The organism is Paenibacillus thermoaerophilus (genome assembly GCF_005938195.1).
GTDB lineage: Bacteria > Bacillota > Bacilli > Paenibacillales > Reconciliibacillaceae > Paenibacillus_W > Paenibacillus_W thermoaerophilus.
The window spans coordinates 86,858-112,460 of sequence record NZ_VCQZ01000001.1 but is presented as its reverse complement, the minus strand read 5'-3'; the positions used below and the strand labels follow the sequence as shown (position 1 = coordinate 112,460).

At 62.3% G+C, this 25,603-nt stretch carries 22 protein-coding genes; 5 read left to right on the top strand and 17 right to left on the bottom strand.

What is annotated here, in order from left to right:
• Positions 1–13: 13 nt before the first annotated feature.
• The 9 genes from FE781_RS00480 to FE781_RS00440 form a co-directional block, all read right to left on the bottom strand.
• Positions 14–1,003, bottom strand: a complete 990-nt coding sequence (locus FE781_RS00480) for a PhoH family protein (protein ID WP_138787665.1) — start codon at positions 1,001–1,003, stop codon at positions 14–16.
• Between the two features lie 46 nt (positions 1,004–1,049).
• On the bottom strand, positions 1,050–2,231 hold the full coding sequence (gene yqfD, locus FE781_RS00475) for a sporulation protein YqfD (protein ID WP_170209376.1): 1,182 nt from the start codon (positions 2,229–2,231) through the stop codon (positions 1,050–1,052).
• Positions 2,232–2,384: 153 nt separating this feature from the next.
• Positions 2,385–2,675, bottom strand: coding sequence for a sporulation protein YqfC (gene yqfC / locus FE781_RS00470; protein WP_138787663.1), 291 nt, complete (start codon positions 2,673–2,675; stop codon positions 2,385–2,387).
• A gap of 192 nt (positions 2,676–2,867) precedes the next feature.
• Complete coding sequence (locus FE781_RS00465) at positions 2,868–3,395, bottom strand: hypothetical protein (protein ID WP_138787662.1); 528 nt, start codon at positions 3,393–3,395, stop codon at positions 2,868–2,870.
• 37 nt (positions 3,396–3,432) lie between these two features.
• Complete coding sequence (floA, locus tag FE781_RS00460) at positions 3,433–4,410, bottom strand: flotillin-like protein FloA (RefSeq protein ID WP_138787846.1); 978 nt, start codon at positions 4,408–4,410, stop codon at positions 3,433–3,435.
• 58 nt (positions 4,411–4,468) lie between these two features.
• Positions 4,469–5,857, bottom strand: coding sequence for an NfeD family protein (locus tag FE781_RS00455; protein WP_138787661.1), 1,389 nt, complete (start codon positions 5,855–5,857; stop codon positions 4,469–4,471).
• Positions 5,858–6,004: 147 nt separating this feature from the next.
• Positions 6,005–6,448 (bottom strand): GatB/YqeY domain-containing protein, encoded by a 444-nt coding sequence (locus tag FE781_RS00450; RefSeq protein ID WP_138787660.1) that lies wholly within the window; start codon positions 6,446–6,448, stop codon positions 6,005–6,007.
• A 16-nt stretch (positions 6,449–6,464) separates the two neighbouring features.
• Positions 6,465–6,638 (bottom strand): 30S ribosomal protein S21, encoded by a 174-nt coding sequence (gene rpsU, locus FE781_RS00445; RefSeq protein WP_138787659.1) that lies wholly within the window; start codon positions 6,636–6,638, stop codon positions 6,465–6,467.
• An 82-nt stretch (positions 6,639–6,720) separates the two neighbouring features.
• Positions 6,721–7,083, bottom strand: coding sequence for a histidine triad nucleotide-binding protein (locus tag FE781_RS00440; protein WP_246067969.1), 363 nt, complete (start codon positions 7,081–7,083; stop codon positions 6,721–6,723).
• Between the two features lie 282 nt (positions 7,084–7,365).
• Between FE781_RS00440 and FE781_RS00435 the strand changes: the two genes are divergently transcribed.
• From FE781_RS00435 to FE781_RS00420, 4 genes are all read left to right on the top strand, one after another.
• On the top strand, positions 7,366–8,781 hold the full coding sequence (locus FE781_RS00435) for an NAD-dependent malic enzyme (protein ID WP_138787657.1): 1,416 nt from the start codon (positions 7,366–7,368) through the stop codon (positions 8,779–8,781).
• Between the two features lie 128 nt (positions 8,782–8,909).
• Entirely contained in the window at positions 8,910–9,296 is a 387-nt protein-coding gene (locus tag FE781_RS00430; protein ID WP_138787656.1) for a Fur family transcriptional regulator, read from the top strand.
• Positions 9,281–10,060 carry a winged helix-turn-helix domain-containing protein gene (locus tag FE781_RS00425; RefSeq protein WP_170209375.1) on the top strand — a complete coding sequence of 260 codons (780 nt, stop codon included), beginning with the start codon at positions 9,281–9,283 and terminating at the stop codon, positions 10,058–10,060. Before FE781_RS00430 ends, FE781_RS00425 begins: the two co-directional genes overlap by 16 nt.
• 126 nt (positions 10,061–10,186) lie before the next feature.
• The gene (locus FE781_RS00420) at positions 10,187–11,656 is read left to right on the top strand and encodes a catalase (RefSeq protein WP_281281860.1); all 1,470 of its coding nucleotides are present in this window, start codon (positions 10,187–10,189) and stop codon (positions 11,654–11,656) included.
• Positions 11,657–11,989: 333 nt separating this feature from the next.
• Here FE781_RS00420 and FE781_RS00415 read toward each other — a convergent pair whose 3' ends face one another.
• The 5 genes from FE781_RS00415 to FE781_RS00395 are packed head-to-tail and all read right to left on the bottom strand — an operon-like array spanning position 11,990 to position 16,190.
• Positions 11,990–12,196, bottom strand: a complete 207-nt coding sequence (locus FE781_RS00415; protein ID WP_138787654.1) for a YezD family protein — start codon at positions 12,194–12,196, stop codon at positions 11,990–11,992.
• 20 nt (positions 12,197–12,216) lie between these two features.
• The gene (locus FE781_RS00410; protein WP_138787653.1) at positions 12,217–13,293 is read right to left on the bottom strand and encodes a sulfate/molybdate ABC transporter ATP-binding protein; all 1,077 of its coding nucleotides are present in this window, start codon (positions 13,291–13,293) and stop codon (positions 12,217–12,219) included.
• Positions 13,294–13,300: 7 nt separating this feature from the next.
• On the bottom strand, positions 13,301–14,197 hold the full coding sequence (gene cysW, locus FE781_RS00405) for a sulfate ABC transporter permease subunit CysW (RefSeq protein ID WP_138787652.1): 897 nt from the start codon (positions 14,195–14,197) through the stop codon (positions 13,301–13,303).
• 27 nt (positions 14,198–14,224) lie between these two features.
• Positions 14,225–15,058 carry a sulfate ABC transporter permease subunit CysT gene (gene cysT / locus FE781_RS00400; protein ID WP_138787651.1) on the bottom strand — a complete coding sequence of 278 codons (834 nt, stop codon included), beginning with the start codon at positions 15,056–15,058 and terminating at the stop codon, positions 14,225–14,227.
• Positions 15,059–15,110: 52 nt separating this feature from the next.
• Positions 15,111–16,190 (bottom strand): sulfate ABC transporter substrate-binding protein, encoded by a 1,080-nt coding sequence (locus FE781_RS00395; RefSeq protein ID WP_138787650.1) that lies wholly within the window; start codon positions 16,188–16,190, stop codon positions 15,111–15,113.
• Between the two features lie 347 nt (positions 16,191–16,537).
• On the opposite strand from FE781_RS00395, the gene FE781_RS00390 reads away from it, so the two are divergent.
• Positions 16,538–18,448: an FAD-dependent oxidoreductase gene (locus FE781_RS00390; RefSeq protein WP_138787844.1), complete on the top strand. Its 1,911-nt coding sequence runs from the start codon at positions 16,538–16,540 to the stop codon at positions 18,446–18,448.
• Positions 18,449–18,916: 468 nt separating this feature from the next.
• On the opposite strand, the gene FE781_RS00385 is transcribed toward FE781_RS00390, so the two are convergent.
• The 3 genes from FE781_RS00385 to FE781_RS00375 all read right to left on the bottom strand — a co-directional run bounded on the left by FE781_RS00385 (position 18,917) and on the right by FE781_RS00375 (position 25,602).
• Positions 18,917–20,848 carry a stalk domain-containing protein gene (locus FE781_RS00385; RefSeq protein ID WP_246067968.1) on the bottom strand — a complete coding sequence of 644 codons (1,932 nt, stop codon included), beginning with the start codon at positions 20,846–20,848 and terminating at the stop codon, positions 18,917–18,919.
• Between the two features lie 99 nt (positions 20,849–20,947).
• Positions 20,948–24,403: an AAA family ATPase gene (locus FE781_RS00380; RefSeq protein WP_138787648.1), complete on the bottom strand. Its 3,456-nt coding sequence runs from the start codon at positions 24,401–24,403 to the stop codon at positions 20,948–20,950.
• Positions 24,400–25,602: an exonuclease SbcCD subunit D gene (locus tag FE781_RS00375; RefSeq protein ID WP_138787647.1), complete on the bottom strand. Its 1,203-nt coding sequence runs from the start codon at positions 25,600–25,602 to the stop codon at positions 24,400–24,402. The genes FE781_RS00380 and FE781_RS00375 overlap by 4 nt, the downstream gene beginning before the upstream one ends.
• Position 25,603: the final 1 nt, after the last annotated feature.

Sequence of the window (25,603 nt, the reverse complement as noted above, 5' to 3'; positions counted from 1 at the left end):
ACGCCGGAACGGATCAACTCCGGGCTTCGGCCGCCAGCTTGCGCTCGGCGTCATGCGTATAGGCCGCTATGATTTTTTGGACAAGCGAATGACGGACGACATCTTCCTCGGCGAACGAGACGATCCCGATCTCCGGGATGTCCGCGAGAATCCGCTGCGCTTCCACGAGACCGGACAGCTTGCCGCGCGGCAGGTCGATCTGGGTGACGTCCCCCGTGATGACCATCTTGGAGCCGAAGCCGAGCCGGGTCAGGAACATCTTCATCTGTTCCGCCGTCGTGTTCTGCGCTTCGTCGAGAATGATAAACGAATCTTCCAGCGTCCTCCCGCGCATGTAAGCAAGCGGAGCGATCTCGATCAAACCGCGCTCCAGCGATTTGGCCACCTGCTCCGGGCCGAGCACGTCGTTCAGCGCGTCGTACAGCGGCCGCAAGTACGGATTGACTTTCTCCTGAAGGTCGCCGGGCAAAAACCCGAGATTTTCCCCCGCTTCGACGGCGGGCCTCGTCAGCACGATCCGCTTGACCTCGCCCTTCTTGAGCGCGGTCACGGCGATAACGACGGCCAGATACGTCTTGCCCGTGCCCGCGGGCCCGATCCCGAACACGATGTCTTTTTTCTTGATCGTGGCGACATAATGCTTCTGCCCGATCGTTTTCGGCCGGATCGGCTTGCCGCGGTACGTCACGGCGATCTCGCCGCGGAACAGATCGAGCAACAGCTCCGCCTCTCCTTTGCGGGCGAGCTCGATGGCGTAACGCACGTCGCGCTCCGACAGCGTATGCCCGCCGCGCACCAGGCCGAGCAGCGTGTGGAACAGCGGCTCCAGCCACGCAATTTCGGTTGCGGCACCCGTCATCGCGAGCTCGTCCTCCCGCGATTGGATAACCGCCGTCGTCTCTTTCTCGATCAACTGCAGGAATTTGTCCTGCGGACCGAACAGCGCTTGACCCTCTGCCGTATGGGCAAGCTTGATACGTGCTTGTTGCGTTGGTACGTGCAAAGAATTCAGTCTCCTTGTCCCGTCATGCTGCGCGCAACCGCCCGTTCTAAGGGACGATTGCGAGTTCTTCGGTCAAATCCGTTTCGATTTCGAACAGAGCTTTCATATAAACTTTACCATTGTCCGTCTTCTCATGCAAAATGTTTTCTCCGAGCAGCTTCGCATTTCCGCCGACCCGTTCCACCGCCTGGGCTCTGGCGTGCTCCATCGCGACGATTCTGGCCTGCTCGGTCGTCAGCGTCTCTTCTTCCACGTTCACCTCGCGCACCGTCTCCGTCCGCCAGCCGATCGGCAGACGGTAGTTGCGCCAACTGAGGCCGCGATCGTCCGTCTGCGTCTCGGCCGTCTGAAACCCGGGGTCGCCGTATCCGCTCAGCCGAAGCCCCTTCGACCCGAAGACAAGATAACGGCGCACCTGCTTCTCGCCCGTGTACGTCTTGACGGCGCGGGTCAGCGGCATCTCGATCTCGGCCACGTCCCACACCTTGCCCCTCACGGTTCCCCGCGCCACGACGGCGGCCCGGTTGGGCTCCTGGCCGATCAGGCCCGAGATGAGCACGTCCCCTTTGCGGACGAACGCGTGAGGCTTGACGACAGGCCGGCCCGTTTCGGCGTAGATGGAGACGATCTCCGCGTCCCGGCGGGCGACCAGATGGCGCGGACTCGCCAGCGGCGGCTTCTCCGCCGTTTTCGCTTCCACGATTTGAACGGTTGCGCGGGTGCCCGTAAACGTGACGCCGACCCACGACGCCTCGGGAAGCGCCCGCTGAATCCGGTCCGACAGCACTTCGGGATCGGGAAGCCGGAATTTCCACTGCCTCGGGTACAGCCCCTGGCTGCGGGCCGCTTCGAGCACGCGTTCCTCCGACACCTTGTCCTGTCCGGTCACGTCGACCTTCCACACGATCTGCGACAATACCTGCAGGCCGATCAGGAACAAGACGGCGCCCGCGATAAAAAACGATCTCCGGCGCCAGCGCTTGAACCGGAACGCCCAGCCCTTGCGCTCTTTTATCCGCATCCGGCAGCCCGTCCGCCGCAGCAGCGGCTTCAGGCGCAGCGCGTCCCGCAGGGCCACGTGAACCCGCAGCAGATCCGGCGAAGGCCGGCTCGCCTCCCAGAACGACAGGCCTCCGTTCGCCATGGCGTTCAGCATCGCCTCCGGGCTTTTTCCCGTTATGTCAAGGACGACATGTCCCATCCAGCTTCCGCGTTTGCCCGCTCGCATCCCGACCTCTCCCTTCGTTCCTTCTCCGTATTTGAGACAGCCGGCCGAAGCTTGTCCGGCGCGAACCCGGACAGGCGAAACTTCGCGCCGCCGCCCCGCCGGACGGCATGGCGCTTTCCGGCCGCCGTCCCGCATCCGTCCCCGGCCGGCGGATTATCCCGTCGGCATCCCCACCAGCTTCAATTCGTCCACGATGCCTTCGACCAGCACTTCCTCCGGCATAATCGCCCGGATCACAAGCTTGCGCCCCCGAATCTCCAGCGCGCCGTTCGCCAGCGCGAGCCGCAGGAGCTCGGCCGAAAAAAACTCGACGCCCCGGTGATTCTCGATGTACATCTGCCGGTTGCCGATCATCGTGATTCTGGGCAGTTCGAGCGTCACGTCGGGAGGCAGGTCCAACCAGTCCGCGGCGAGCTTATTGAGCTTTTGAACCCATCGTGGCATGCATCTCCTGGCCCCTCTCTGCGGTGGACGTAGCTTTTTACCAACATATGCCCCGAACCGCCCGTTTATGAGCGCGCAGGGCGCTTCCGAAGGGCCGGGGCGCGGAGACGAGCCGGGGCTTCCGCCCAAAAAAAATACCTCCGGCCGGCCGGCAAAGCCGGCCGCAGCCAGAGGGATCGTTCCGCAACGCTCTTATTTGTGGAGGCCGCGATGCTTGTAAGTCAGCGGCCGTTTGGCTCTCGGCGGGCCGAGCACCTCGCTCCAGAGGATGCCGGCAATCAGCTCGCGGGAGTCGGGGGTTCCGCCGAACAAGAACGATTCGTTTCTTTTATCCGCATCCGAAGCGGCGGCCTCGCTCTCGTTCCGGCCGATGACGTCGCCGATTGCGTCCGTATCGGCCGCTCCCGTGCCGCCATAAGCCGCCTCCACCGCCGAATCCGGTGAACCCGGCGAACGCTTCGCGTAGAAGGCGCTTCCGGCTTCGTCCGCCCGGGCAGCCTCCTCCGTCTGCGGCGCGGCCTGGCGGCGTGGATCGGGTCCGGGCGAAGACCGCCCCCCGGCCGGCACGCCGACGCTGACGCCGCCGGGCCTGCGCGGAGGGCGGGCCGGCCTTTCCGCCGTTCCGCCGCCGGCCGCTTTTTTCAGAAACGTGTATAGCGCGCCGATCGCGATCATCACCCATACGATATTTCCCAGCACCAAGTCGAACAAGGCTTCCATCTCCCGGCCTCCTTTCTTCCGGCGCTCGGCCGGGATCTTATTTCTCCGGCTTGGACGGGTCCGTCGCCCTGCCGATCGACGATCTCATCTGGGTGTCGGCGTCGAGATTCCGAACGTTCATGTAGTCCAGAACCCCGAGATTGCCGTTGCGGAGCGCTTCCGCCATCGCCAGCGGAACCTGCGACTCGGCCTCGACCACTTTGGCGCGCATCTCGACGACTTTCGCCTTCATCTCCTGCTCCTGCGCGACGGCCATGGCGCGGCGCTCCTCCGCTTTGGCCTGGGCGATCCGTTTGTCCGCCTCCGCCTGCTCGGTCTGCAGGTTGGCGCCGATGTTCTTGCCGACGTCCACGTCCGCGATGTCGATCGACAAAATTTCGAACGCGGTGCCCGCATCCAGCCCTTTGTCCAGCACCGTCCGGGAGATCAGATCCGGGTTCTCCAGCACATCCTTATGCGTGCTCGAGCTGCCGACCGTCGTGACGATGCCTTCGCCGACGCGCGCGATAATCGTCTCCTCGCCGGCGCCGCCCACGAGCCGGTCGATGTTCGCCCGCACCGTTACGCGGGCTTTGACTTTGACTTCGATGCCATCCTTCGCCACGGCGGCGACCATCGGCGTCTCGATGACGCGCGGATTGACGCTCATCTGCACCGCCTGCAGCACATCCCGGCCCGCGAGGTCGATCGCCGCGGCCCGCTCGAATTGCAGCGGGATGTTCGCCCGCTGCGCGGCGATCAGCGCGTTGACGACGCGGTCGACGTTGCCGCCGGCCAGATAATGGCTTTCCAACTGGTTGATCGTCAACCCCAGGCCGGCTTTGTGGGCTTTGATCAACGGATTGACGATGCGGCTGGGAACAACCCTCCGCAGGCGCATCGCGATCAGGGTGAAGATGCCGACATAGACGCCGGACGCCAGGGCGGAAATCCAAAGCATAACCGGCACGAACGTAAACAATACGGAAAGCACGATGATCGCCAGCGCGGCGATCAGCAAAATCGGGAGAAACATATCCACGGCCAATCCGCTCCTTTTTTATTCAGAAGTAATTTGGTTTGACACAACCCTCTTATGAGCCGGGAGGATGCGGTTCCACCTCTTCGACGACAACGCGCGTTCCGTCCGTATCGATCACCTTCACCGTGCTGCCCGCGCCGATAAAGCGGCCGTTCGCGACCACGTCGACCTGCCTTCCTTCGATCAGGATCGTGCCGGAAGGCCTGAGCGGCGTCAGCGCCTTGCCTGTCATGCCTTGCAGATGCCGGCGGTCTTCGCTGGCGACGTATCCTTCTTCCGACGACAATCGGTCGCGCAAAATAAACCGGTTCCAAATTCCCCGGTCCCGGAACGCGATGGCGAAGATGATGACGATTCCGACCGCCACCGCCGAACCGAATCCCAGCGACACGAGCGCATGCGCGGTATCTCTCGCCGCAAGCACGATTCCCGCGCCGAGCGAGGCGACCCCGGCGACTCCGAGCAAACCGAAGCTCGGCACGAACATCTCCGCCGTCAGCAGCGCGATGCCGAGCACGAACAGCAGCACATGCTCGTAGCCGGCGGCTCCCGCCGCATATTGGCCGAAGAAATACAAGCCGAAGCCGCAAATGCCCAGCACGCCCGGAACGCCGAAGCCCGGAACGATCAGTTCGATCGCCACGCCGGCGATGCCGACGATAAACAGCAGCGTCATCACGACGGGGTTGGTCAGAAAACTCGCCAGCCGTTCGGCCAACGAGAGGCGGACCGTCTCCTGATGGGCCGACTCGAACCCTTCCATCTTCAGAACGTCGGAGAGCGAGCCTGCCATGCCGTCGGCATAACCGACCTTTAACGCTTCCTCCGCGGACAGCGACAAAATCTCACCCGACTTGACCGTCTTGCCGATCGCCGGCAGCTCCAGCTCCAGCTCCGAACGAACCATCGCCTCCGCGATCCGGGGGTCCCGCCCCCGAAGCTCCGCGGCCGCCCTCATCTGGCTCGCCCAATGCGAGACGACTTTGGCGTCCGTCACTGGCCGGCCGTCAGCCGTAACGACGGCGGCCGCTCCGATCGAGCTGCCGGGCTGCATGATCAGCTTGCCCGCGTTCAGCGCGATATAACTGCCGGCGGACGTCGCGGTGCTTCGCACATACGCGACGGTCGGCACCTGCGACGCGCGGATCGACTGCCCGATCTGCTCCGCCGAATCGAGACGGCCGCCCAGCGTGTTGATCTCGAACACCAGCAGCGACGCGCCGTTCTCCTGCGCCTGTCGGACGACTCGCTTCACGTATCCTTCCATGCCCGCATCAATCGTTCCTTCGATCGATGCCGTATAGACGACGCGGGAATCCTCGGCCGCTCGGGCGGCGCCGAAAGCCGGCAGCCACACCGCGAGCACGAGCGCCGCCGCAACCGCGAAAATCGTCCAAACGGCCGCTCGCCTGCGCGCCGGACGACTGATTGCAGATCGCATTGGATCGTCTCCTTCCTAAGATGTGCCTGCACATATAGTTGTAGCTATATGTAATACGGGCGGCGTTCATTTCCGTTTCAAAAAAATAAACAACCCCGACTCGGGCTTGAGTCGGGGTTGTGGCGTTTCATATGGAATACGGCCGAATCAGGAAAGCAACTGCTGCACAATCTGATTGACGAGCTTCCCATCCGCTCGACCTTTAACCTTCGGCATCAGAGCGCCCATGACTTTGCCCATGTCGGCTTTGCTTGAGGCGCCAACTGCTTGGATGGTCTCTTGTACGATGGCTTTGATTTCGTCCTCGGACAACTGCTGGGGAAGGTATTCGCCTATGACGGCAATCTCGCGTTGCAAGGGCTCGACCAGATCGTCGCGTCCCGCTTTCTGGAATTCTTGGAGGGAGTCTTTGCGCTGTTTGACCTCGCGAGTCAGGATTTCCAGAACTTCTTGGTCATCGAGAGTTTTTTTCTTTTCGATTTCAACGTATTTGATCGCTGAACGAATCATCCGAATGACGGAAAGTTTGAACTTATCCTGATTTTTCATCGCTTGCTTGAGGTCTTCGTTCAGTCGTTCGCTTAGGCTCATCTGGTGGCAGGTCCTCCTAGAACTTTCTCTTGCGAGCCGCTTCCGATTTTTTCTTGCGTTTTACGCTAGGCTTTTCGTAGTGCTTGCGTTTCTTAACCTCAGCCAAAACGCCGTCCTTAGCGATGGAACGCTTGAAACGGCGGAGTGCGGCTTCGATCGTTTCATTTTTCTTAACTCTCGTTTCAGACACCAGTTTTCCCTCCCTCCGAACAAGACCGTCCAAGACACGACACGGTATCAAACCTCATTATAGGGGAAATGAAAACCTGGTGTCAACCTTTGGGGTTCAGCCCCGCAAGCTTTTCGCCGCCAAGCAGGTGGACGTGCAGGTGATAGACGACTTGCCCGCCGTCCTTGTTGCAGTTGTTCACCAGCCGGTAACCGGAATCCGCGACGTTCTGCTCGCGCGCGACGATCTGGGCGGCTTTGGCGATTTCGGCGACGATCCGGCCGTCCTCCGGCGTCAGATCGTTCCAGGTCGGAATATGCTTTTTGGGGATAATCAAAATATGTACCGGCGCTTGCGGCTGAATGTCGCGGAATGCCAGCACGTCGTCGTTCTCGTACACCTTGGTGCTCGGAATATCGCCCGATACGATCTTGCAGAAGATGCAATCGGTTGCCACATCCATCATTCCCTTCTTTTAATAAACTTGCTCCTAACATCGTACAAGCTTTTTCCATCCGAATCAAGAACCGGGTCCGTCTCCCCCTTCCGGGCAGGAGTCCGAGGCGGACGCGCAGAAATAAACAAGGCAAGCGCTTCGCAAGTTTTGGCGGTGTATGACGGAGAGGAGGCCGGCAGGTATAGCGCGCATGGGGATTGGGCACATTCGTTCCATGCGGACGGATTCGTTGCGTTTCTACTTAATGAATGGAATCGTTGATCGCAAACAATTCGGGAGGAGTGAACAAGGATGGCCGGACTCGGCGGCAAAAGCATTATTCTGCGCCTGGAGATGAATTTGCAGGAGACGACCTTCGGCAAGGTAGCCTCGCGGATCGGCGAGCTTGGCGGCGATATCGTGGCGATCGACGTCATTCAGGCCGGTCGGGAGGTGTCCGTCCGCGATGTGACGGTTACGGTCGGCGACTCCTTGCAGATCGAACGGATTACGGAGGCGATGCGCAATCTTCAAGGGGTCAAGCTCATCAACGTCTCGGACCGCACGTTTCTGCTCCACCTCGGCGGAAAGATCGAGACGCGGCCGAAAACGCCGATCCAGAACCGCGACGACCTCTCCCGCGTCTACACGCCGGACGTCGCCCGCGTCTGCTTGGCGATCAAGGACGAGCCCCGCAAGGCGTTTACGCTGACGATCAAGCGTAATACCGTAGCGGTCGTCTCGGACGGCAGCGCCGTGCTCGGCCTCGGCAACATCGGACCGGAAGCGGCGATGCCCGTCATGGAAGGCAAAGCGATGCTGTTCAAGCAGTTCGCCGATGTGGACGCCTTCCCGATCTGCCTGAACACGCAGGACACGGATGAAATCGTCCGCACGGTGAAGGCGATCGCCCCTGCCTTCGGCGGCATCAACCTTGAGGATATCTCGTCGCCACGATGCTTCGAGATCGAGGAGCGGCTGCGCCGGGAGCTCGACATCCCGGTGTTTCACGACGATCAGCACGGCACGGCGGTGGTGCTGTTCGCCGGGCTGCTGAATGCGCTGCGCCTCGTCGGCAAGCCGCTCTCCCAGGTCAGGGCGGTCGTCTGCGGCATCGGCGCGGCGGGAGTCGCCTGCAGCAAAATATTGCTGGCGGGCGGCATCGGCGAGCTGATCGGCGTCGACCGCGAAGGCATTCTTCATCGCGGCCGCCGATACGCCAATGAGATGTGGAACTGGTACGCCGCCCATACGAATCCCCGCGGCGTGACCGGCGGACTCCGGGAAGCGGTCGAAGGCGCGGACGTCTTCATCGGGCTGTCCGCCGGCGGACTGTTGAAGCGCGAGCATGTCGCCGCGATGGCCGATCGGCCGATCGTCTTCGCCATGGCGAATCCGACGCCGGAGATTGCTCCCGAAGAGATCGAGGATCTCGCGGCGGTTATCGCCACCGGACGCTCCGACTACCCCAACCAGATCAATAATGTGCTCTGTTTTCCGGGCATTTTCCGTGCGGCGCTCGACTGCCGCTCTTCGCAGATTACGGAGGAGATGAAGCTGGCGGCCTCCAGAGCCATCGCTTCGACCGTATCGGACGGCGAATTAAACGAGCATTACATCATCCCCAGCGTATTTCATTCGCAAGTGGTGGCGCGAATCCGCGAGGAAGTCGTGGCGGCGGCCATCTCCTCGGGCGTCGCCCGCCGCATCCCGCGCGAGTTCCGCTGATCGGGTTCGGCCAAGCGTTCCGCACCTCTCTTTTCCTGCCGGGAAGGAGGTTGACGGAACGTTTTTTTATATTTATACTAAGTCTAAATCAATAATTATTCTAAATAAGCTCGACAGGAGCATATGCCATGAACAAGATCAATCTGACCTCTCAGCGCAAAGCGGTGCTCGACGTGGTGCGCCATTCGGCCGACCACCCGACCGCGGCGGACATCATGGAGAGGCTCCGCCAACAAGGCCTTCATTTCGCGTACGGCACCGTGTACAATTCGTTGAATTACTTGACCGGCGCCGGCCTGATCCGGGAGCTGAAGCTTGGCGAATCGGCCAGCCGTTACGACGCCCGCACCGACGACCATCATCATATCGTCTGCCGCGTCTGCGGGCGGGTTGACGAAGTGTTGACCGACCTCCCGGATTCTTGGCTGGAGCAGGTGAAGCAGGAAACCGGTTATCGCGTGGAAGAAGCACATGTCATTCTGGAAGGAGTATGCCTAACATGCAGCAAGCCGTAAATTCCGCCGAGTTGCTTACGCCGACCATGCCTCCTCTGACCGCTCCCCAGCAAGGAGCGTGCTGCGTCGAGACGAGGCGCATCGTGATCGTCAGCCCGTCGCCCGGCCATTTGCACGAGCTGATCCGCGACCTGTCCTCCTCGTGCTTCGACGTCATCTCGCTGCACCGGTTCGACCCGGAGCTGATCCGGGAGCTGGAAGCGGACTTCGTGCTTGTCGATCTGACCGGCCCCGATCCTTACGCCGATTGGCATCTTCTCACGCAGGGCCGCGAAAGCGCCGGGGCTGAGCTCAAGCGCCTGCCCCACCGTTTTCTCGTCGACGTATACGCCGATTCCCGAGGCTGGCGGCGTTCCTTGACGCAGGACCGCGAGCTGGGCAACACGATGTCCTCCCGCGAGATCGTCGCCCGGATTCGCGAAGATCTGGAGACCGCTCCGGGATCGGTCATTATCGACAGCGACCGCCGCATCCGGTTCAAGGATTTGACCATCGACCGAAAAAAACAATCCGTTTACCGCGGAGGCGTGAGAATGCCGCTGACCAAGACGGAATATGATCTTCTTGTGACCGTGCTTGCCGCTGGCGGAGAAGTGTTGTCGCGCGAGCAAATTTTGAACGCCGTCTGGGGCACCGACTATTACGGCGGCAGCAACGTCGTCGACGTCCATGTGCGCAGCCTGAGACGCAAGCTGGGAGACCGGGCGGTCTACTCCAAATATATCGCAACCGTGCGCGGGTCCGGTTACCGGATGGCCGACTGACTCCGTTCTAATCGAATCTTCATCTAATCTTCATGGGTTCTTCATGAGAGCGGCCGTGGGATTATGCTAAGCTTTCAATAGATTTAGATCTAGTCTAAATATATATGAAATGGGAGGCACGATCTCATGAGCACGATTGACCCCAAAAACCGTCTGACCACGAACCAAGGCGCGCCGGTGGGCGACAACCAAAATTCCCGAACGGCCGGACGGCGCGGCCCTACGCTGCTTGAGGATTACCATCTCATCGAAAAACTCGCCCATTTCGACCGCGAGCGCATCCCGGAACGCGTCGTTCACGCCCGGGGAGCGGGCGCGTACGGCGTGTTCCGGACCGCCCGCAGCTTCTCGGAACATACACGCGCCCATTTCCTGGCGGAAGCCGGTCGGGAGACGCCGGTCTTCGTCCGATTCTCCACCGTCATACACGGCACCGGCTCGCCGGAGACGCTGCGCGATCCGCGCGGCTTCGCGGTGAAGTTCTACACGGAGGAAGGCAACTACGACCTGGTCGGCAACCATCTGCCCGTCTTTTTCATCCGCGACGCGATCAAGTTCCCAGACATGGTGCATTCTCTCAAACCGTCTCCGTATACGAACGTCCAGGAGCCGTCCCGTTACTGGGATTTCATGACGCTGTCGCCGGAGTCGACGCATATGCTCACCTGGCTGTTCTCCGATCTCGGCACGCCCGCCAGCTACCGCGAGATGGACGGCTTCGGCGTTCACGCGTTCAAGTGGATCAACCGGGAAGGCCGGGTTCAGTACGTGAAGTATCATTGGAAATCCCGCCAAGGCGTGCGGACGCTGACAAGCGAAGAGGCGGCCGCGATACAGGCCCGCGACTTCAACCACGCGACCCGCGACCTGCACGAAGCGATCGAGCGCGGCGATTATCCGCAATGGGACCTGTACGTTCAGTTGATGCCCGTCGATCATCTCGACCGGCACCCGTTCGACCCGCTGGATGCGACCAAAGTTTGGCCGGAGGATCAGTACCCGCTCACGCTGGTCGGCACGATGACGCTGAACCGCAACCCGGACAATTATTTCGCCGAGGTCGAGCAGTCGGCCTTCTCGCCCAGCGCGCTTGTGCCGGGAATCGAGGCCTCCGAGGACAAATTGCTGCAAGGCCGCCTGTTCTCCTATCCGGATACGCAGCGCTACCGGCTGGGGGCGAACTATCTGCAAATTCCCGTCAACTGCCCGTACGCTCCGGTTCGGAACCACCAGCGCGACGGCGCGATGACGATCAAGCAAGACACGTCGCCGGTCAACTACGAACCGAACAGCGACGAGGACAGCCCGAAGGAAGATCCGGCTTACGCCGACAGCACGGTGCCGCTTGCGGGAACGGCCGGCCGCGAACGGATCGAAAAAACGGACGACTTCACGCAAGCCGGCGAAAAATACCGCAGCTACACGCCTTACGAACAGGAACGGCTGATCGCGAACCTCGCCGCGGACCTGTCCGGCGTGCCGGAGCACATCCAGCTTCGCGCCGTCTGCAACTTTTTCCGCGCCGACGCCGAGTACGGCAGCCGACTTGCGGCCGCGCTCGGTCTGGATATCAGCGGATTTGTGCCGAAGAACTAATCGATTTCTCTATCTTCGCGCTCGTAAAGGGCTGCGCCGTGACGGTGACGAACCGTCAGGCCGCAGCCCTTTTGCTTGCGCATAGCCCGTTCGCCCGGCTGCAGCCCTTTCCTTGCGCATAGCCCGATCGGACAACCGCAGCCACTCTCTTCGCACAACCCGATCGCCCGCTTTACCTTGTTCATATACGCGGTTGAAGTGTATATTTGCAGTACGTTACCGATTATTTTCAGTTATTGGAGAAATAAAGTGTATTTTTGCAATACGGCTTCCGCTTGTAGGCCGCCATAAAACGCAAACGGCTCCGCACCCGAAGGCGCGGAGCCGAAATCGTCAAGACTGGAGCCGTTCCCGGCGATCGGGGCGCGCGCTCGTCGCCTCTTTTGCGCGTTCCGCTTCAAACCGTTTTCTTTCCGTCCGCTCGATTTGCACGATGCGGCCGTCATGAACGATAATTTGCACAGCTCCGTACTCCAAGCCGTTGACGCTGTCGGCGATCCGGTTGATCCACCATTCGTCAAGATGAACGCTTCTCGGCATGGCCACCCCTCCTTAAATAATTAGATGTGAACCGGCATCCGGTCGCTTTTTAACGCGTTCTCCACCGTCTCCGTCCGGTCTCCCTGGAACAAATACAAACGGTGAATCAGCACCAGCACTTCCTGGCCCGGCGACAGCTCCGGCTGCTCCAGCGAGCGGTAGCCGGTAAGCCGCCTGCGGCCGGACGCGACGTCGTCCGGCACCTCAACCTCGATCTGCCACCGGTTGCCGCGGAACCAGACGCCGGTCACCAATCCCCGCTCCGCAGCCGATATCGGCTCGATCTCGCGTTCCGTGCCGATCTCCAGAAATTCCGGACGGATGACGGCCTGCGATCCGGACGAAGCCTGGCTGAAGCCTCTCAGCTCGGCCGGATTTTCGATAATCGCCGACTCTCCGATAAAGCCGGCGACAAACGGCGTAGCCGGACTCTTGTAGATGTCGATCGGCGTTCCTTGCTGCTGGAGACAGCCTTGATGCAGAACGAGAATCTCGTCGGCAACCTCGACCGCCTCCTCCTGGTCGTGCGTCACGAATACCGTCGTGATGCCGAGACGGTTGATCGTCTCGCGCAGCCAGGAGCGAAGCTCCTTGCGCACCTTCGCGTCGATCGCGGCGAACGGCTCGTCGAGCAGCAGCAGCTTCGGCTGGGGCGCCAGCGCGCGGGCGAACGCCACCCGCTGCCGCTGTCCGCCGGACAACTGATGCGGGTACCGCTTCGCCAGGCCTTGCAGACCCGTCAGCTCCAGCAGCTCCGTTACGCGGGAGTGAATCTGCGGTTTGCTCCATTTGTTCACCCGCAGACCAAACGCGATATTTTCAAAGATCGTCATATGGCGGAACAAGGCGTAGTTCTGGAACACGAAGCCGATCCCGCGCTTCTGCGGCGGCAGGCCGAGGACGCTCTCGCCCTCGAACAGGATGTCGCCCGAATCCGGCGTCTCCAACCCCGCCAGCATGCGCAGTATCGTCGTCTTGCCGCTGCCGCTCGGGCCCAGCAGGCCGACCAGCTTGCCGCCTTCAATCGTGAAGCTGATATCGCTCGAGGCCTGAAAGTCTCCGAACGATTTGTTCAGATTTCGCACGTCTACTCTCATGGTCCGTTCACTCTCCTTGAGGGCTCGCGGCCGTCTGCCGCATATCCCGGTTGTGCTTCCACTCGATCAAGCTCTTGGCGATCAGCGTCGCGACCGCCAACAGAACCAGCAGAGACGCCGCGGCGAACGAAGCCGCGAATTGATACTCGTTGTACAAAATCTCGACATGCAGCGGCAGCGTGTTCGTCTCTCCGCGAATATGGCCCGAGACGACCGATACGGCGCCGAACTCGCCCATCGCCCGGGCGTTGCAGAGGATGATGCCGTACAGCAATCCCCATTTGATGTTCGGAAGCGTGATTTGCCAGAACGTGCGCCAGCCGCTTGCCCCCATGCTGGAAGCCGCTTCCTCTTCCTCGGAGCCCTGCGCCTCCATGATCGGTATCAGTTCCCGGGCCACAAACGGGAATGTGACGAACAGCGTAGCGAGCACGATTCCCGGAACGGCGAAAATAATCTTGATGTCATGTTCGGCCAGCCAAGGTCCGAACCACCCCCGCGCGCCGAACAGGAGCACGAAGATCAGGCCGGAGATGACGGGTGAGATCGCAAACGGCAGATCGATCAGCGAGACCAGCGCGGATTTTCCGCGGAACTTGAACTTGGTGACAAGCCAGGCCGCCGACAAACCGAACAAGGTGTTCAGCGGCACGACGATAGCCGCCGTCAGAAGCGTCAGCTTGACGGCCGACCACGCCTCGGGTTCGGTAATGGCATCAACGTAAACCGTCCAGCCCTTGGACAGCGCTTGGGTGAAGACGACGATCAGCGGCAGCACGAGCACAACGGCCAAAAACAGCAGCGCGACGGCGGTCAATGCGATGCGAACCCAGGCGGGTTCGGTCAAATGGGCGGGGCGGGCGGATGTCTGCCCCTGGAACGTGCTCGAGACGTATCCGGCCATACGAAAGACTCCTTTTTCTCGTTATCGTTATGCCGTCGTCCGGCGGTTCGCTCGCCACTGCAAAAAGTTGATACCCATCAGCAGAATAAACGAAAGCACGAGCAGCAGCGTGGCGATGGTCGCGGCGCCCGGATAATCGTATTGCTCCAGCTTGGTCATGATAAGAAGCGGAGCGATTTCCGTTTTCATCGGCATGTTGCCGGAGATGAAGACAACCGATCCGTATTCGCCGATGCCTCTGGCGAACGCCAGCGCGAATCCTGTCAGCAGGGCAGGCACCAGCTCGGGAAATACGATGCGCCGCAGCGTATTCCAGCGTCCCGACCCGAGCGTCGCCGAAGCCTCCTCCAGATCGGAGCCCATTTGCTGAATGACCGGCTGAACCGACCGCACCACGAAGGGCAAGCCGATAAAGACGAGCGCAACCGTTATCCCGAAAGGACTAAACGCCGACTTGATCCCGAGCGGATACAACAGGCTGCCAAGCCATCCGTTCTCGGAATAGAGAGCCGTCAACGAGATGCCCGCCACGGCCGTGGGCAAGGCGAACGGCAGATCGATCAGGCCGTCGATCACGCGCTTGCCCGGGAACGTGTAGCGGACCAGCACCCACGCCACCAACAAGCCGAACACGAGATTGATCAGCGCCGCCGCGAACGCCGTCAGGAAGCTGACCCGGAAGGAAGCCAGCACCCTGTCGTTCGTAGCGATATTCCAGAACGCTTCCCATCCGATCGACGCCGACTTGGCGAACAGAGCCGACAGCGGAATGAGCACGATCAAACTTAAATAAAAAACCGTAAATCCCATCGTCAGGCCAAAGCCCGGAAGTACGCCGCCCGAGCGGCGGTTACGTTTCATCGTTCAGGTCACTCCCGTCACGTCGCGGACGCAGAATCAGGGGATGCCGGCGTCACTTGGCCGGCTGATAGAGCTGATCGAACAGGCCGCCCTCGCTGAAATGCTCGGTCTGGGCTTTCTCCCAGCCGCCGAAGTCTTTGTCGATCGTCAGCAATTCGACCTTCGGGAATTGGCTTTCGTATTTTTTGGCTACGCTTTCGAGACGCGGACGGTAATAGTTTTCGGCGGCGATCGTCTGGCCTTCTTCCGTGTACAGGAACTCCAGATACGCCGTCGCCACTTCGCGCGTGCCTTTTTTGTCGACGACTTTGTCCACGACCGCGACCGGAGGTTCGGCCAAAATGCTAAGCGACGGAACGACAATTTCGAATTTGTCCTTGCCCAGCTCGTTGATGGACAGGAACGCTTCGTTCTCCCAAGCCAGCAGCACGTCGCCGATGCCGCGTTCCACGAACGTCGTCGTCGCGCCGCGGGCGCCGGAATCGAGCACCGGAACGTTTTTGAACAGTTGGGTGATAAATTCTTTGGTTTTGGCTTCGTCTCCGCCGAATTTCTTCTGGGCGTAGCCCCATGCGGCCAAGTAGTTCCAGCGCGCGCCGCCGGACGTTTTGGGGTTCGGCGTGATGACTTGAATGCCGGGTTTGACGAGATCGTCCCAGTCTTTGATGCCTTTCGGGTTGCCTTTGCGGACGAGGAAGACGATCGTTGAGGTGTAAGGCGAGCTATTGTCCTTCAGTTTTTTCTGCCAGTCTTTCTCGATGAGGCCGGCTTTCTGGATTTCGTCGATGTCGTAAGCGAGCGCCAGCGTCACGACATCCGCCTCCAGACCGTCGATAACCGAACGGCCTTGCTTGCCGGAGCCGCCGTGCGATTGCTTGATCGTCACGGTCTGGCCCGTTTTCTCCTTCCAGTAATCGGCGAACTTCTTGTTAAACTCCTCGTATAGCTCCCGTGTCGGGTCATAGGATACGTTCAGCAATTCGACCGGTTTCGCCGCCGGCTTCGCGGAAGCGGACGTATCGGACGACGTCGGTGCGGCGCCGCCTTTCTCCGTGTTGCCGGAGCCTCCTCCGCATGCGGCCAGGCTGGCTCCAAACGCAAGAATCAGTACAGAGGTTAACAGACGCTTCATTTAAAAATGCCCCTCCCTTATTCGGTTCCGGTTGGCGCTGAGCTCCGGCGGTCCGGTCGGTCAGTCGTCCTCATTCTTATTCATGCGCTTCAAATTCATACAATTCCAAGTAGTATGGTATGAATTTGTTCACCATGATAGCATCGGCAGGCTTGGATCGTCAATAGATTTTCGGATAAAAATAAAATATATTTTGGAGTCGGATCAGCTCCTCTTATAAAACTTATCTTGCCGCAAAAACGAACTGACAGTCTAAATTTATTGGACATTTTGTGAACGACGGTTTTATACTGGATCTTGAGCACATTTGAATTCAGGCGTTGCAAGGAGGTGCCGCATTGAAGTTCATGCGCGCGTCTACCCGCAAGAAGCGGGAGTTGCTGAGCGAAACCGCGCTTCGGCTGTTTATCGAGCGCGGCTACGAACAAGTGTCGGTAGACGAGATCATCGCCGCAACGGGAACCTCCAAGGGAACGTTTTATCACTACTTTCGAAGTAAAGAGGATCTGTTAGGGGAAGCCTACGGAAGATTGTTTGTAATTATAGACCAGTGGTCTAGCCGTACCCCCTCTCAAGTGGATTCGTTGGAAGGCCACATCAACCGGCTGTTTTTGGACCTCGCCGACGCGATCGAACCGTATCCGCGTTTGTTCCGCAGTCTCAGCGCCGCCGCTCTGCAGCAGGAGACGATCGGACGGCGGGCGTCGGAATGGCAGGACCGGCTTGCCGAAGCTCTGCTCCGGTGGATGCCCGATCCGGCCAAAACGGGGCTCCTCTCCTCCGTCTTTCACGGCACTTTGCTGGAATGGTGCAAGCGGGACGACCTGGAGCTGAAAGAATTGTTAAAAAGCCGTTTGGCTTTGGCCTGGAACGGTCTGCGCGCTGGAGGACACGCGGCGGAATTGCGACTCGCTCCCCAACTGAAGGAGGAAAACATCATGCGTATCGGCATCATCGGAGGCGGTCTGGCCGGGCTGACGGCGGCCGCGTATTTGTCGGAACAAGCGGGAATCGAAGGCGTATTGTTCGAGCGTTCGCCGCAGCTTGGAGGCCGCGCTTTCACCTACGAGAAGGCCGGATTTACGTTGAACTACGGCGCGCATGCCATCTACGGCATCGATCGCCATAAGCTGACGGTCATGGAGCGCGAGCTCGGACTGTCGTTCAGCAGCAAGCAAGTGGACAAACGGCGCGTCATGTACGAGAAGTATGATCAGATAACCCCCGCTCCGCTCGACTTCATCAACATCGTGAAGACCGATCTGCTCAGCACGATGCAGAAGGTGCGTTTTGTCGGGGAAGTCGCCAAAATTATCGCGCACATCCACGAGCTGAAAAATTACGAGACGCTGGGCGATTATCTCGCCGCTTCCGACGCCGACGAGGATGTCAAGGAACTGTGGGAGCATCTCGTCTGCTCGAACTTCTTCATCGCGCCGGAGGACGCCCGCAAAGTATCCGGAGCCGTCATCAGCGAATATTACCAGAATCTGTTCCTTTCCTCCCGCCCTGTTAATTATATTCTCGGAAGCTGGGCTGTGATCACGAATCAGTTGCGCGCCAAAATCGAAGCGTCCGGACGCTGGAGCCTTGCGCTGCAAGAGGGCGTCGACGGAATCCGTTACGAGGGCGGCAAATACGTGCTGACGACAAAAAAACGCGAAGAAGCGTTCGACCGGGTCATCTTCGCCATGCCGGTCCAGCAGGTCGTAAAGCTGCTCAAGGGCACGGCGTGGGAGCCGTTCCTCGCCCCGTACGAGCGCAATACGCCGACGGAAGTCATGGTCTACGACGTCGGCCTGAAGCATGTCGTCGCGCGTCCGTTCTCGTATATCAGCGACATGAACAATAAAATGTTTATCAGCGACGTGTCCGCGACCGACCATACGCTCGTGCCGGAGGGCGGACAATTGCTGCAGGGCATCGCTTACCTCACCGACGACTTCGAGACCGAAGAGGAACGCAAGGCGTATCTCGAAGAGCGCACGGCCAAAATGGAGGAGCTGTTCGACCGCCACTACCCGGGCTGGCGCGAAGCGATCGAGGTCAAGCGGGTCTCGAAAAAAGCGATGGTGTCGAGCGTCAAAAACATCGTCACCAACCGGCTGCTGCCGGTGAAGCTGGACAGCGTGCCGTTCTGGTTCTGCGGCGACGGCTGCCAAGGCAAAGGCGAGCTGGCGGAACGCGCGTTCTCCACGGCCCGTACGGTGGCGCAATCGATCATCGCCGAGCTGAAGACGCCGGTCGCCGCTCGCTGAGACCGGCGCGGCGGGATGCGCCCTCGGGTGCACTGAAATGCAAATGTACACTCCAATTCCCTGTAAGCGGGTGACATTGGCGATTTAAATGCAAAAATACACTCCGACAGCGAAAATCCCGCGCGATTCGCCTCGCGGGCAGCTCTTGGAGTGTATTTTTGCATTCCAGACGCTGATTGCCGTAAAAATTCGCGCCCCGAAGTGTACTTTTGCATTTCAAGGCGAAAAGTGTCGGCCAACTTGAGGGCTCGAAGGACAGCACCGCCGGATACTGGCGCCCGTTCACAGAGCGTTGCAGCCAGCCGGAATCGCAGACGGCAACGGTGCTATCGGCAACAGCGCAAACAGCGGCCGGGCCGAAAAAATCCCGCTCACCTCCTCCATAACTGCGGTGTGGTGGGGAGCGGAGCCAAAACGACGGTGAGGGAGCGGGACTCGTCATATAGCGGCTGCCGGACCGATGCCGGCTCAGTCGGTGTCGATGCGCACCGTCCGCGTCTCGCCGTCCCAGCTTACCAGGCCGCCGAACGCCTCCCCGACGAATCTCGCCGGAGCCATCGTATAGCCGTTGACGAGGCGGGCCTCCTGATCGAGCTGAACGGGCTTGCCGTTCACATAGGCGGTCCGTTGGCCGATCGTCAGCCGGACGACGGTGTCACCCTTGCGTCCCGTGGCCGTCGAAGTCTTCTCGTCCCACTCGACCTTGGCGCCCATCCGCTCGAAGATCGCACGAAGCGGGGTGAGCGTCGTCCCGTCGACCAGCACGGGGTACTGCTCGAACGTTTGCAGTACGCCGTCGATCTCGACCGAGACGCGCGACGACAGGCCGAATGCCTTCTGCGCGACCCGTTCGCCCGCCTTGTTGTACACGCGAAGCTCCATCACCGAGCCCTCCGGCACGTCGCCGGCCTGAAGCTCGAGCCGGAACGGCGGTTCGGTCTGCACGGCGACGGTGATGCCGTTCAGCACGTACTCCAGCATGCCGATGATCACGTCCGGAATTCGCACGTACGGGATCAGCCGGGTCGACTGGCCGAACGGAATATCCGCGCCCCGGTAAGCCCGCTTGTTGTCCGGCTTGGCGCCCGTTTTCACCGTCGTCAGATAATAGGGGTCCCGGATAATGTTCTTGTAAAGCTCCATCATCGCCGGATTGTCGCGCAACCGGTAGTTGTTTTTCGATTCGGTCATTTGCTGATCGACGTTAAAATACGTAATCGCCTTCAACCTCGGATATTTCAGCGGCATGACTTCATATAACCGCTGCAGGTTCAGCAAGGCGTAATCGGTATGATCTTCGCCGTTGGCGTATGTGTGGAAGGACACCGCCGTCTCGCTCAGCATGACCGGCTTGCGGGAAGCGTACAGGCTGTACAGCTCGTCGAGACGCTCGATCGGCGCGGTCGCTTTCATATTGTGCTGCGGATCGCCGTTGGAATACGGCTCCGTGTACAGACTGACGCCGACCCAGTCGACGTATTCGTCGCCCGGATAATAGGCGGCCATCGAATAACGCGGGACGTCGCCCGGACTCCAGACCATAGCCACGTTCGGCGCTTCTTCCTTCATCACGCGCGCGACCGTCCGGAACTTCTCGATGTAGCGTTTCGGCGTATCGGCCCACGGCGTCCAGTTTCCGTTCATCTCCCCCGCGAACCGCAGGAAGATCGGAATGCCGGACGCTTTGGCGCGCCGCGCCCACTCCCGCAGATACGCGCCGTCTTCGACCTCGTCCAGCCCGCCGAGCGGCTGCCAGGCGATCTGCAGCGCGCCGCCCGCTTCCCTCGCGTTGTTCGCGTACCGGGCCGGAAACGGTTGCCCGTACGTCGAGTAAGCCAGATAGATCGCGTGTTTTTTGCCGTAAATACTCTCCGACCGGGCGAAAAAATTGCCCATATCGGGGTCCTGCTCGGAATAAATCCCCAAATACAAGCCGTATGCCGGCTCGAACTTGGCGAGCTCCCCGGACGGCGTATGCCGCTCCAGCAGCTCCTCGTCCTCGGCGGCGGACGCGTACAGCTCGACCGTCGTCCGGATCTGGTTGGCCCGCTCCAGATCAACGGCCCCCCAGTCCTTGCCGTCCTTCAGCCAATACTCGTTCTCCAGCTCGTAAAAGCGGACCGCCGTCTCGTAATCCCGAATCCGGTCGTAGTATTCGTTTAACCGCCCGGCGTAAATCGCCGCCGTGCTCCAATCGCCCGCCGCGGCGGACCTCTGCATCAGCTCGATCCAGATCGGGGCCGCCAGATCGGACCGGCCCGCGTTTTTATAGGCTTCCGCCTTGTTGTTCAACTGCCAGAAGTCATCCGCCCGGACGACGGCCGGACCGGCCAGCAGCATCAAGCCGAGCGAAGCCGCGGCGATCCGGCGAAACAGCGGCGAACGTGCAAATCGCGACATCAGATGCATCCTCCGTAAGTCAGCAAGGTCAGTCAAGCAAGATAACAGCAACCGCCAAGCCGCTGTCCTGAAGCGAAAAAAGACCGCGAGAAGTCAGCCTCACAGCGTTTCCAGCACCAGCCGGCTGCCGCGCCCCGACGGCTCTGCCGGATGCACGATGAGCCGGCGCGCCAGGCGCGACCGAAGCTCCGGCACGTGGCTGATGACGCCGACGGCCATCGAATCCGACTGAAGCGTCTCGAGCGCCGTGATTACCGTGTCCAACAGCTCCGGGTCCAGCGTGCCGAAGCCTTCGTCGAGGAAAAAGAACTGCAGCGGATGGCGACCGCGAAGCTGGATCTGCGCCGACAAAGCCAACGCCAGCGACAGCGACGTCAGGAACGTCTCCCCGCCGGACAGCGAGGAGACGGGACGTTTGACGCCGCCGTTGGCGTCGTCGCGGATCAGGAATCCGCCCGAAGAGTCGATCTCCAGCGCATAACGGCCGCGCGTCAAATACGCAAGCCGTTCCGACGCCGACCGACTGACATGCGCAAGCTGCTCCTCCGCTATAAACTCGACGAAGGCATTGCCCCGAAGCACCTGGGCCAGCCGCTGCAAGCGCGACGTCTGCTCCTGCTGCAAAGCGATGCGCTGCTGCAGCTCCTTCCACAAGCGGTGCCGTTCGGCGCACGACTCCAGATCTCGCTCGTTTTTGGCCCTAGCCGCCAAAGCCCGCTCGAGAGCCTGGCCGGCCTCCTCGTATTGAACCCGCAGTTCCTCCAACTGCTCGTCCGTGACGGCCGGATCGGCTGCCGTCATCTCGGCGATCTGGCCGTGACGGGCGCGCGCCGCGTCCAGTCTCGCGCGGTAATCGTCAAGCGCCCGTCTGCGCTCCGCGCGAGCCTCTTCCGGCAGCCAGGCGGCTTGCGCTTCTTCGCCCGTGGCGAAGGGCGACCTCGCCAGCGCCGATGCCCAGCGTTCCTCCGCCCTGCGCAGCCGGTCCGCCGCGGCGGTCAAGGCCTGCTCCGCAACCGCCAGCCGGGAGGCCGCCCGGTGCAGATCCACGCGCGCCGCTTCGGCCGCTTGCTCGGCCGCCTGCTCCCGCTCGGAGATCAGCCGGATGCGCTCCGCCGTCGCGCTCAGCGCCCGTTCGGGGTCCTCCGCTTCTTCGCCGGCCAACCGCGCCAGCTCCTCCGCGAGCTCGGCGAGCCGTTCGTTCCGGGCGTCCAGCAGCGTCGAAGCCTGCAGACGCCGGCGTTCGCTCTCCGCCAGCCGTTCCTCGAACGCGGCGATGTCTTCCTCGACTTTCCGCAGGTACGGCTCACTGTTGGCGATCCGCTCGCGCAGCTTCTCCGTCTGGCGGTCGCGCGCGGCGAGCGTCTCCCAGGCGCCGCGGACGCCGGCCGCGTCCAGATCCGGCCACTGGAGCGCCCAGTCGCGCTCCGCTTCGGCGGCGAGCGCCAGCCGTTCGGCCGCGTAAGCGGCGCGCTCCTCGTACACGCTGCGCGCCGCCTGCAGCCGGGCGGACGCGGCTTCCCGCTCCCGCGCGAGCCGGTCGCTTTCCGTCCGGAGCTGAGCGGCCGCCGCCGCGAAGTCGTCCCAGCGGCTTCGCCATACGCGCAGGCGCTCCGCCAGAGCGTCCGGGTCCGGGTCCGGGTCCGGAGACAGCTCCCCGGCCGTAGATGCGGCCAGCGCGCCAGGCTCCGCGCCGCCGCCGGCAGCGGCGGCCGCTTGCGACCAGGCTTCCCGCACCGGTTCCGGCAGCCGCTCGCCGAGCTCCCGCAGCAGCGACGCGAGGGGATACTGCCGCTCCCGCGCTTCGCCGACGAGCGCTCTCAGGCGCTCCAGACCTTGCTGCGCGGCTGTCCATTCCGCCTCGAGGGCCGCCGCGGACACCCCGGCCGGTTCCTCCCAGGCCGCCGGCGAAGGATGGTGCAGGGAGCCGCATACCGGACAAGGCTCTCCCTCGGTCAAATGTTCTGCAAGCCTCACCGCGAGCCGGCTCGCCTCCTCCGCGCGCTGCAGCTCGCGAATGCGCGTTTCCCGCTCGCGGAGCCGCGATTCCGCCTCCTCCGCATCCCGGATGATCGCGGCCAGCTCCCGCTTCAGGGCGTCGGCCTCCCGCAAGCGGTCCGCCCACGCCGAGCCCAGCGACGCCAGCGATCGGTTCCGGGATGCCTCCTCCGCCTCCAGCGCTTCGACGGTTTGCCGTTTGGCCGCGACCTCGCTCTCGGCCGCCGCCGCTTCCGCAGCCAGCCGTTCGCGGCGCTCCAGCGCCAGCAGCGCCCGGCCAAGCCGGTCCCGCTCCTCCGGAGGCACGGCCAGCGACGCCAGCTCCGCCTTCAGCTCGCTCTGCAGGACCAACGCCCGCTCCCGCTTCGCCCGTTCCGCCTGCAGCGAAGCCCGGTTCCGCTCGGCTTCCCCGGCCGCTTCGTCCGCCTGCCGCTTCAGCTCGGCCGCCTCCGCCCGCAGCCTCAGAAGCTCGCCCCGGCACGCGACGGCCTTCTCCAGCTCGCCGAGCCTCCGGTTTAATTGAGGCAGCGCATCCGCGGCCAACGCGCGCGCCGCTTCGCGCTCCATGCGGGCCGATTGCTCCGCGGCGGCAGCGCCGGCGTGGTCTGCCGCTGCCTCGCGAGCGGCCAGCTCCGCCGCCTCGCGGGCGGCGGCGGCCTCCAGCCGCTCCCGCCAATCCGGCTGGAGCAGCTCCGCCGATTCGGCGCGGGCCAGCTCCGCTTCGATCTCCCGCATGGCGGGCTCCCGCGCCGTCAGCTCCTCAAGCTGCCTCCGCGCCTCCTCCAGCCTGCGCCTGCGCTCCCAAGCCTCGCTCCCCGCCCGGTACGCCTTCTCGGCCGCCGCCGCGGCCGTCCGGGCTTCGGCCTCCTCGCGCTTCGCCGCCTGCAGCCGCTCGGCCGCCGCCGCCACCGCTTCCTCGGACGCGTCGCCGAGCGCTTGGCTCTCCGCCGCAAGCTCCCGCAGGCGCATCTCCGCCTCCTGGCTCCGTTCCTTCAAGCGGGCCGCCAGTCCGTCCCCATACGGGTGCAGATGGAACAGGCGCTGCAGCATTTGCCGGCGGTCGGCTCCCGTCAGTTGCAGGAACTCGGCGAATTTGCCCTGAGGCAACACAACCGCCCGCGTGAAGTCGCTCATCGTCAAGCCGAGAATGTCCATTACGCCGGCGTTGACTTCCCGGGCTTTGTCGGCGAGCACTGTCTTGCGGCCGTCCGGCTCCAGCCGGCTCAGGCGGACGACGGTGCTTTTGACGCCGTGGTCGCGCTCACGCTTGTACTGGCGTTCGACGCAATATCGCTCGGTCCGGCCGCCGCCGTTCAGCTCGAACGTAAACGACACGCTAAGCGCCGACTCGGCGTGGTTCAAAATGCCGTGCGTCCCTTTGGACGCGCGGCCCACCTCGCCGAACAGCGCCAGCGTCATCGCGTCGAGGATCGTCGACTTGCCGCTTCCCGTCGGGCCGAAAATGCCGAAGACGCCGGCGCCCAGCAGCTTGTCGAACTCGACCTTCTGCGGCTCCCGGTAGCTCTGCAGCCCCGCAATCGTCAACTCGACCGGCCTCATGACGCTTCCTCCCCTTCGGCGGCGTCCGCGGCTGCGCCGGACTCCGCGATCAATTCCAGAAACAGCTCCACCATGGCGTCGTCAGGCTCCGCCCCGCCCGTCTGCTTCCGGTAAAAGCGGCGGAACAGCTCGTCCATCGGCAGGCCGCGCTGAGCGGCGATCTCCCGCTCGCTCTGCTGCTCCGGATAAATCGGGCGAATATGGACGAAGCCCGGCCGCTCCGTCCGCAGCCGGTGGATCGTATCCAGCGGAATGTCTTCGGTCAGCTTGACCTCCAGGTCGATCCACGCGTTCGGATCGCGCCCTTCCTCGATCCACCGGAACACCTGCGCCACGCCCTCGTCCGCCTTCCAGCGGACGAGCGGCCTGCCGGCGCTGAGCGGGATCTCCGTCCAGGACGGCTCTCCGGCGGCCAGTCCCGGCGCGATGTCCAGCACGGTCACCGATTTCGTCTGTCCGGCTTCCGAGAAGCTGTAGGCGAGCGGCGAACCGCTGTAGCGGATGCGGTTGCTGCCGCCGAGCTTCTGCGCCCGGTGCAGATGGCCGAGCGCCACGTACGCGGCGGGCACGTCGAACGCGGACAAATCGACCGTATAGGCGCCGCCCACCTGGATCGGGCGCTCCGATTCGGATTCAACGCCGCCCATCGCGTACAGATGGCTCGTGATTAGGTTGACCGCGTCCGCCCGGAAGTGGCGGGCCTGCTCGGCGATCAGCCGCGCGACCCGGTTCGAATACGCGCTGCGGAGCAGCTCCTCGTCGGCGACGTCCGACAGCGCCTCCTGCAGGCGCGATTCCGACGGGTAAGGCAGCGCCGCGACGATCGCCGTCTCGCCCGTGCGCGGGCAGGACAGCCGCAGCACATCCGTCGTCGGCAATCCGACGAGGTGAATCCCGTGCCGCCGCGCCAGCGGCGAAGACGCCGCCACGCGCTCGGGCTGATCGTGGTTGCCCGCGATGCAGACGAGATGACGGCGTCCCCCGTCCGTCATGCGCGCCGCCGTCTCGTAGAACAACTGCTCCGCCGCCGCCGGGGGATTGACGGTGTCGTACACGTCCCCGGCCATCAGAATCAGGTCGATCTTCTGGTCGTCCGCGATGGCCGCGATCTCCTCCAGCACCGACGCCTGTTCCTCCAACCGGCCGCGGCCCTCCAGCGTCCGCCCCAGATGCCAGTCTCCCGTATGCAGAATCCGCATC

Excerpts from the sequence above, each read along its gene's own strand:
- FE781_RS00420 (WP_281281860.1), top strand. The coding sequence starts at position 10,187 with ATGAGCACGATTGACCCCAAAAACCGTCTGACCACGAACCAAGGCGCG.
- FE781_RS00375 (WP_138787647.1), bottom strand. The coding sequence starts at position 25,602 with ATGCGGATTCTGCATACGGGAGACTGGCATCTGGGGCGGACGCTGGAG.
- FE781_RS00440 (WP_246067969.1), bottom strand. The coding sequence starts at position 7,083 with ATGATGGATGTGGCAACCGATTGCATCTTCTGCAAGATCGTATCGGGC.
- FE781_RS00430 (WP_138787656.1), top strand. The coding sequence starts at position 8,910 with ATGAACAAGATCAATCTGACCTCTCAGCGCAAAGCGGTGCTCGACGTG.
- FE781_RS00425 (WP_170209375.1), top strand. The coding sequence starts at position 9,281 with ATGCAGCAAGCCGTAAATTCCGCCGAGTTGCTTACGCCGACCATGCCT.
- FE781_RS00395 (WP_138787650.1), bottom strand. The coding sequence starts at position 16,190 with ATGAAGCGTCTGTTAACCTCTGTACTGATTCTTGCGTTTGGAGCCAGC.
- FE781_RS00465 (WP_138787662.1), bottom strand. The coding sequence starts at position 3,395 with ATGGAAGCCTTGTTCGACTTGGTGCTGGGAAATATCGTATGGGTGATG.
- cysT (WP_138787651.1), bottom strand. The coding sequence starts at position 15,058 with ATGAAACGTAACCGCCGCTCGGGCGGCGTACTTCCGGGCTTTGGCCTG.
- FE781_RS00450 (WP_138787660.1), bottom strand. The coding sequence starts at position 6,448 with ATGAGCCTAAGCGAACGACTGAACGAAGACCTCAAGCAAGCGATGAAA.
- FE781_RS00380 (WP_138787648.1), bottom strand. The coding sequence starts at position 24,403 with ATGAGGCCGGTCGAGTTGACGATTGCGGGGCTGCAGAGCTACCGGGAG.
- yqfD (WP_170209376.1), bottom strand. The coding sequence starts at position 2,231 with ATGCGAGCGGGCAAACGCGGAAGCTGGATGGGACATGTCGTCCTTGAC.
- cysW (WP_138787652.1), bottom strand. The coding sequence starts at position 14,197 with ATGGCCGGATACGTCTCGAGCACGTTCCAGGGGCAGACATCCGCCCGC.
- FE781_RS00390 (WP_138787844.1), top strand. The coding sequence starts at position 16,538 with ATGCGCGCGTCTACCCGCAAGAAGCGGGAGTTGCTGAGCGAAACCGCG.
- FE781_RS00435 (WP_138787657.1), top strand. The coding sequence starts at position 7,366 with ATGGCCGGACTCGGCGGCAAAAGCATTATTCTGCGCCTGGAGATGAAT.
- FE781_RS00410 (WP_138787653.1), bottom strand. The coding sequence starts at position 13,293 with ATGAGAGTAGACGTGCGAAATCTGAACAAATCGTTCGGAGACTTTCAG.
- FE781_RS00455 (WP_138787661.1), bottom strand. The coding sequence starts at position 5,857 with ATGCGATCTGCAATCAGTCGTCCGGCGCGCAGGCGAGCGGCCGTTTGG.
- FE781_RS00385 (WP_246067968.1), bottom strand. The coding sequence starts at position 20,848 with ATGTCGCGATTTGCACGTTCGCCGCTGTTTCGCCGGATCGCCGCGGCT.
- FE781_RS00415 (WP_138787654.1), bottom strand. The coding sequence starts at position 12,196 with ATGCCGAGAAGCGTTCATCTTGACGAATGGTGGATCAACCGGATCGCC.
- yqfC (WP_138787663.1), bottom strand. The coding sequence starts at position 2,675 with ATGCCACGATGGGTTCAAAAGCTCAATAAGCTCGCCGCGGACTGGTTG.
- floA (WP_138787846.1), bottom strand. The coding sequence starts at position 4,410 with ATGTTTCTCCCGATTTTGCTGATCGCCGCGCTGGCGATCATCGTGCTT.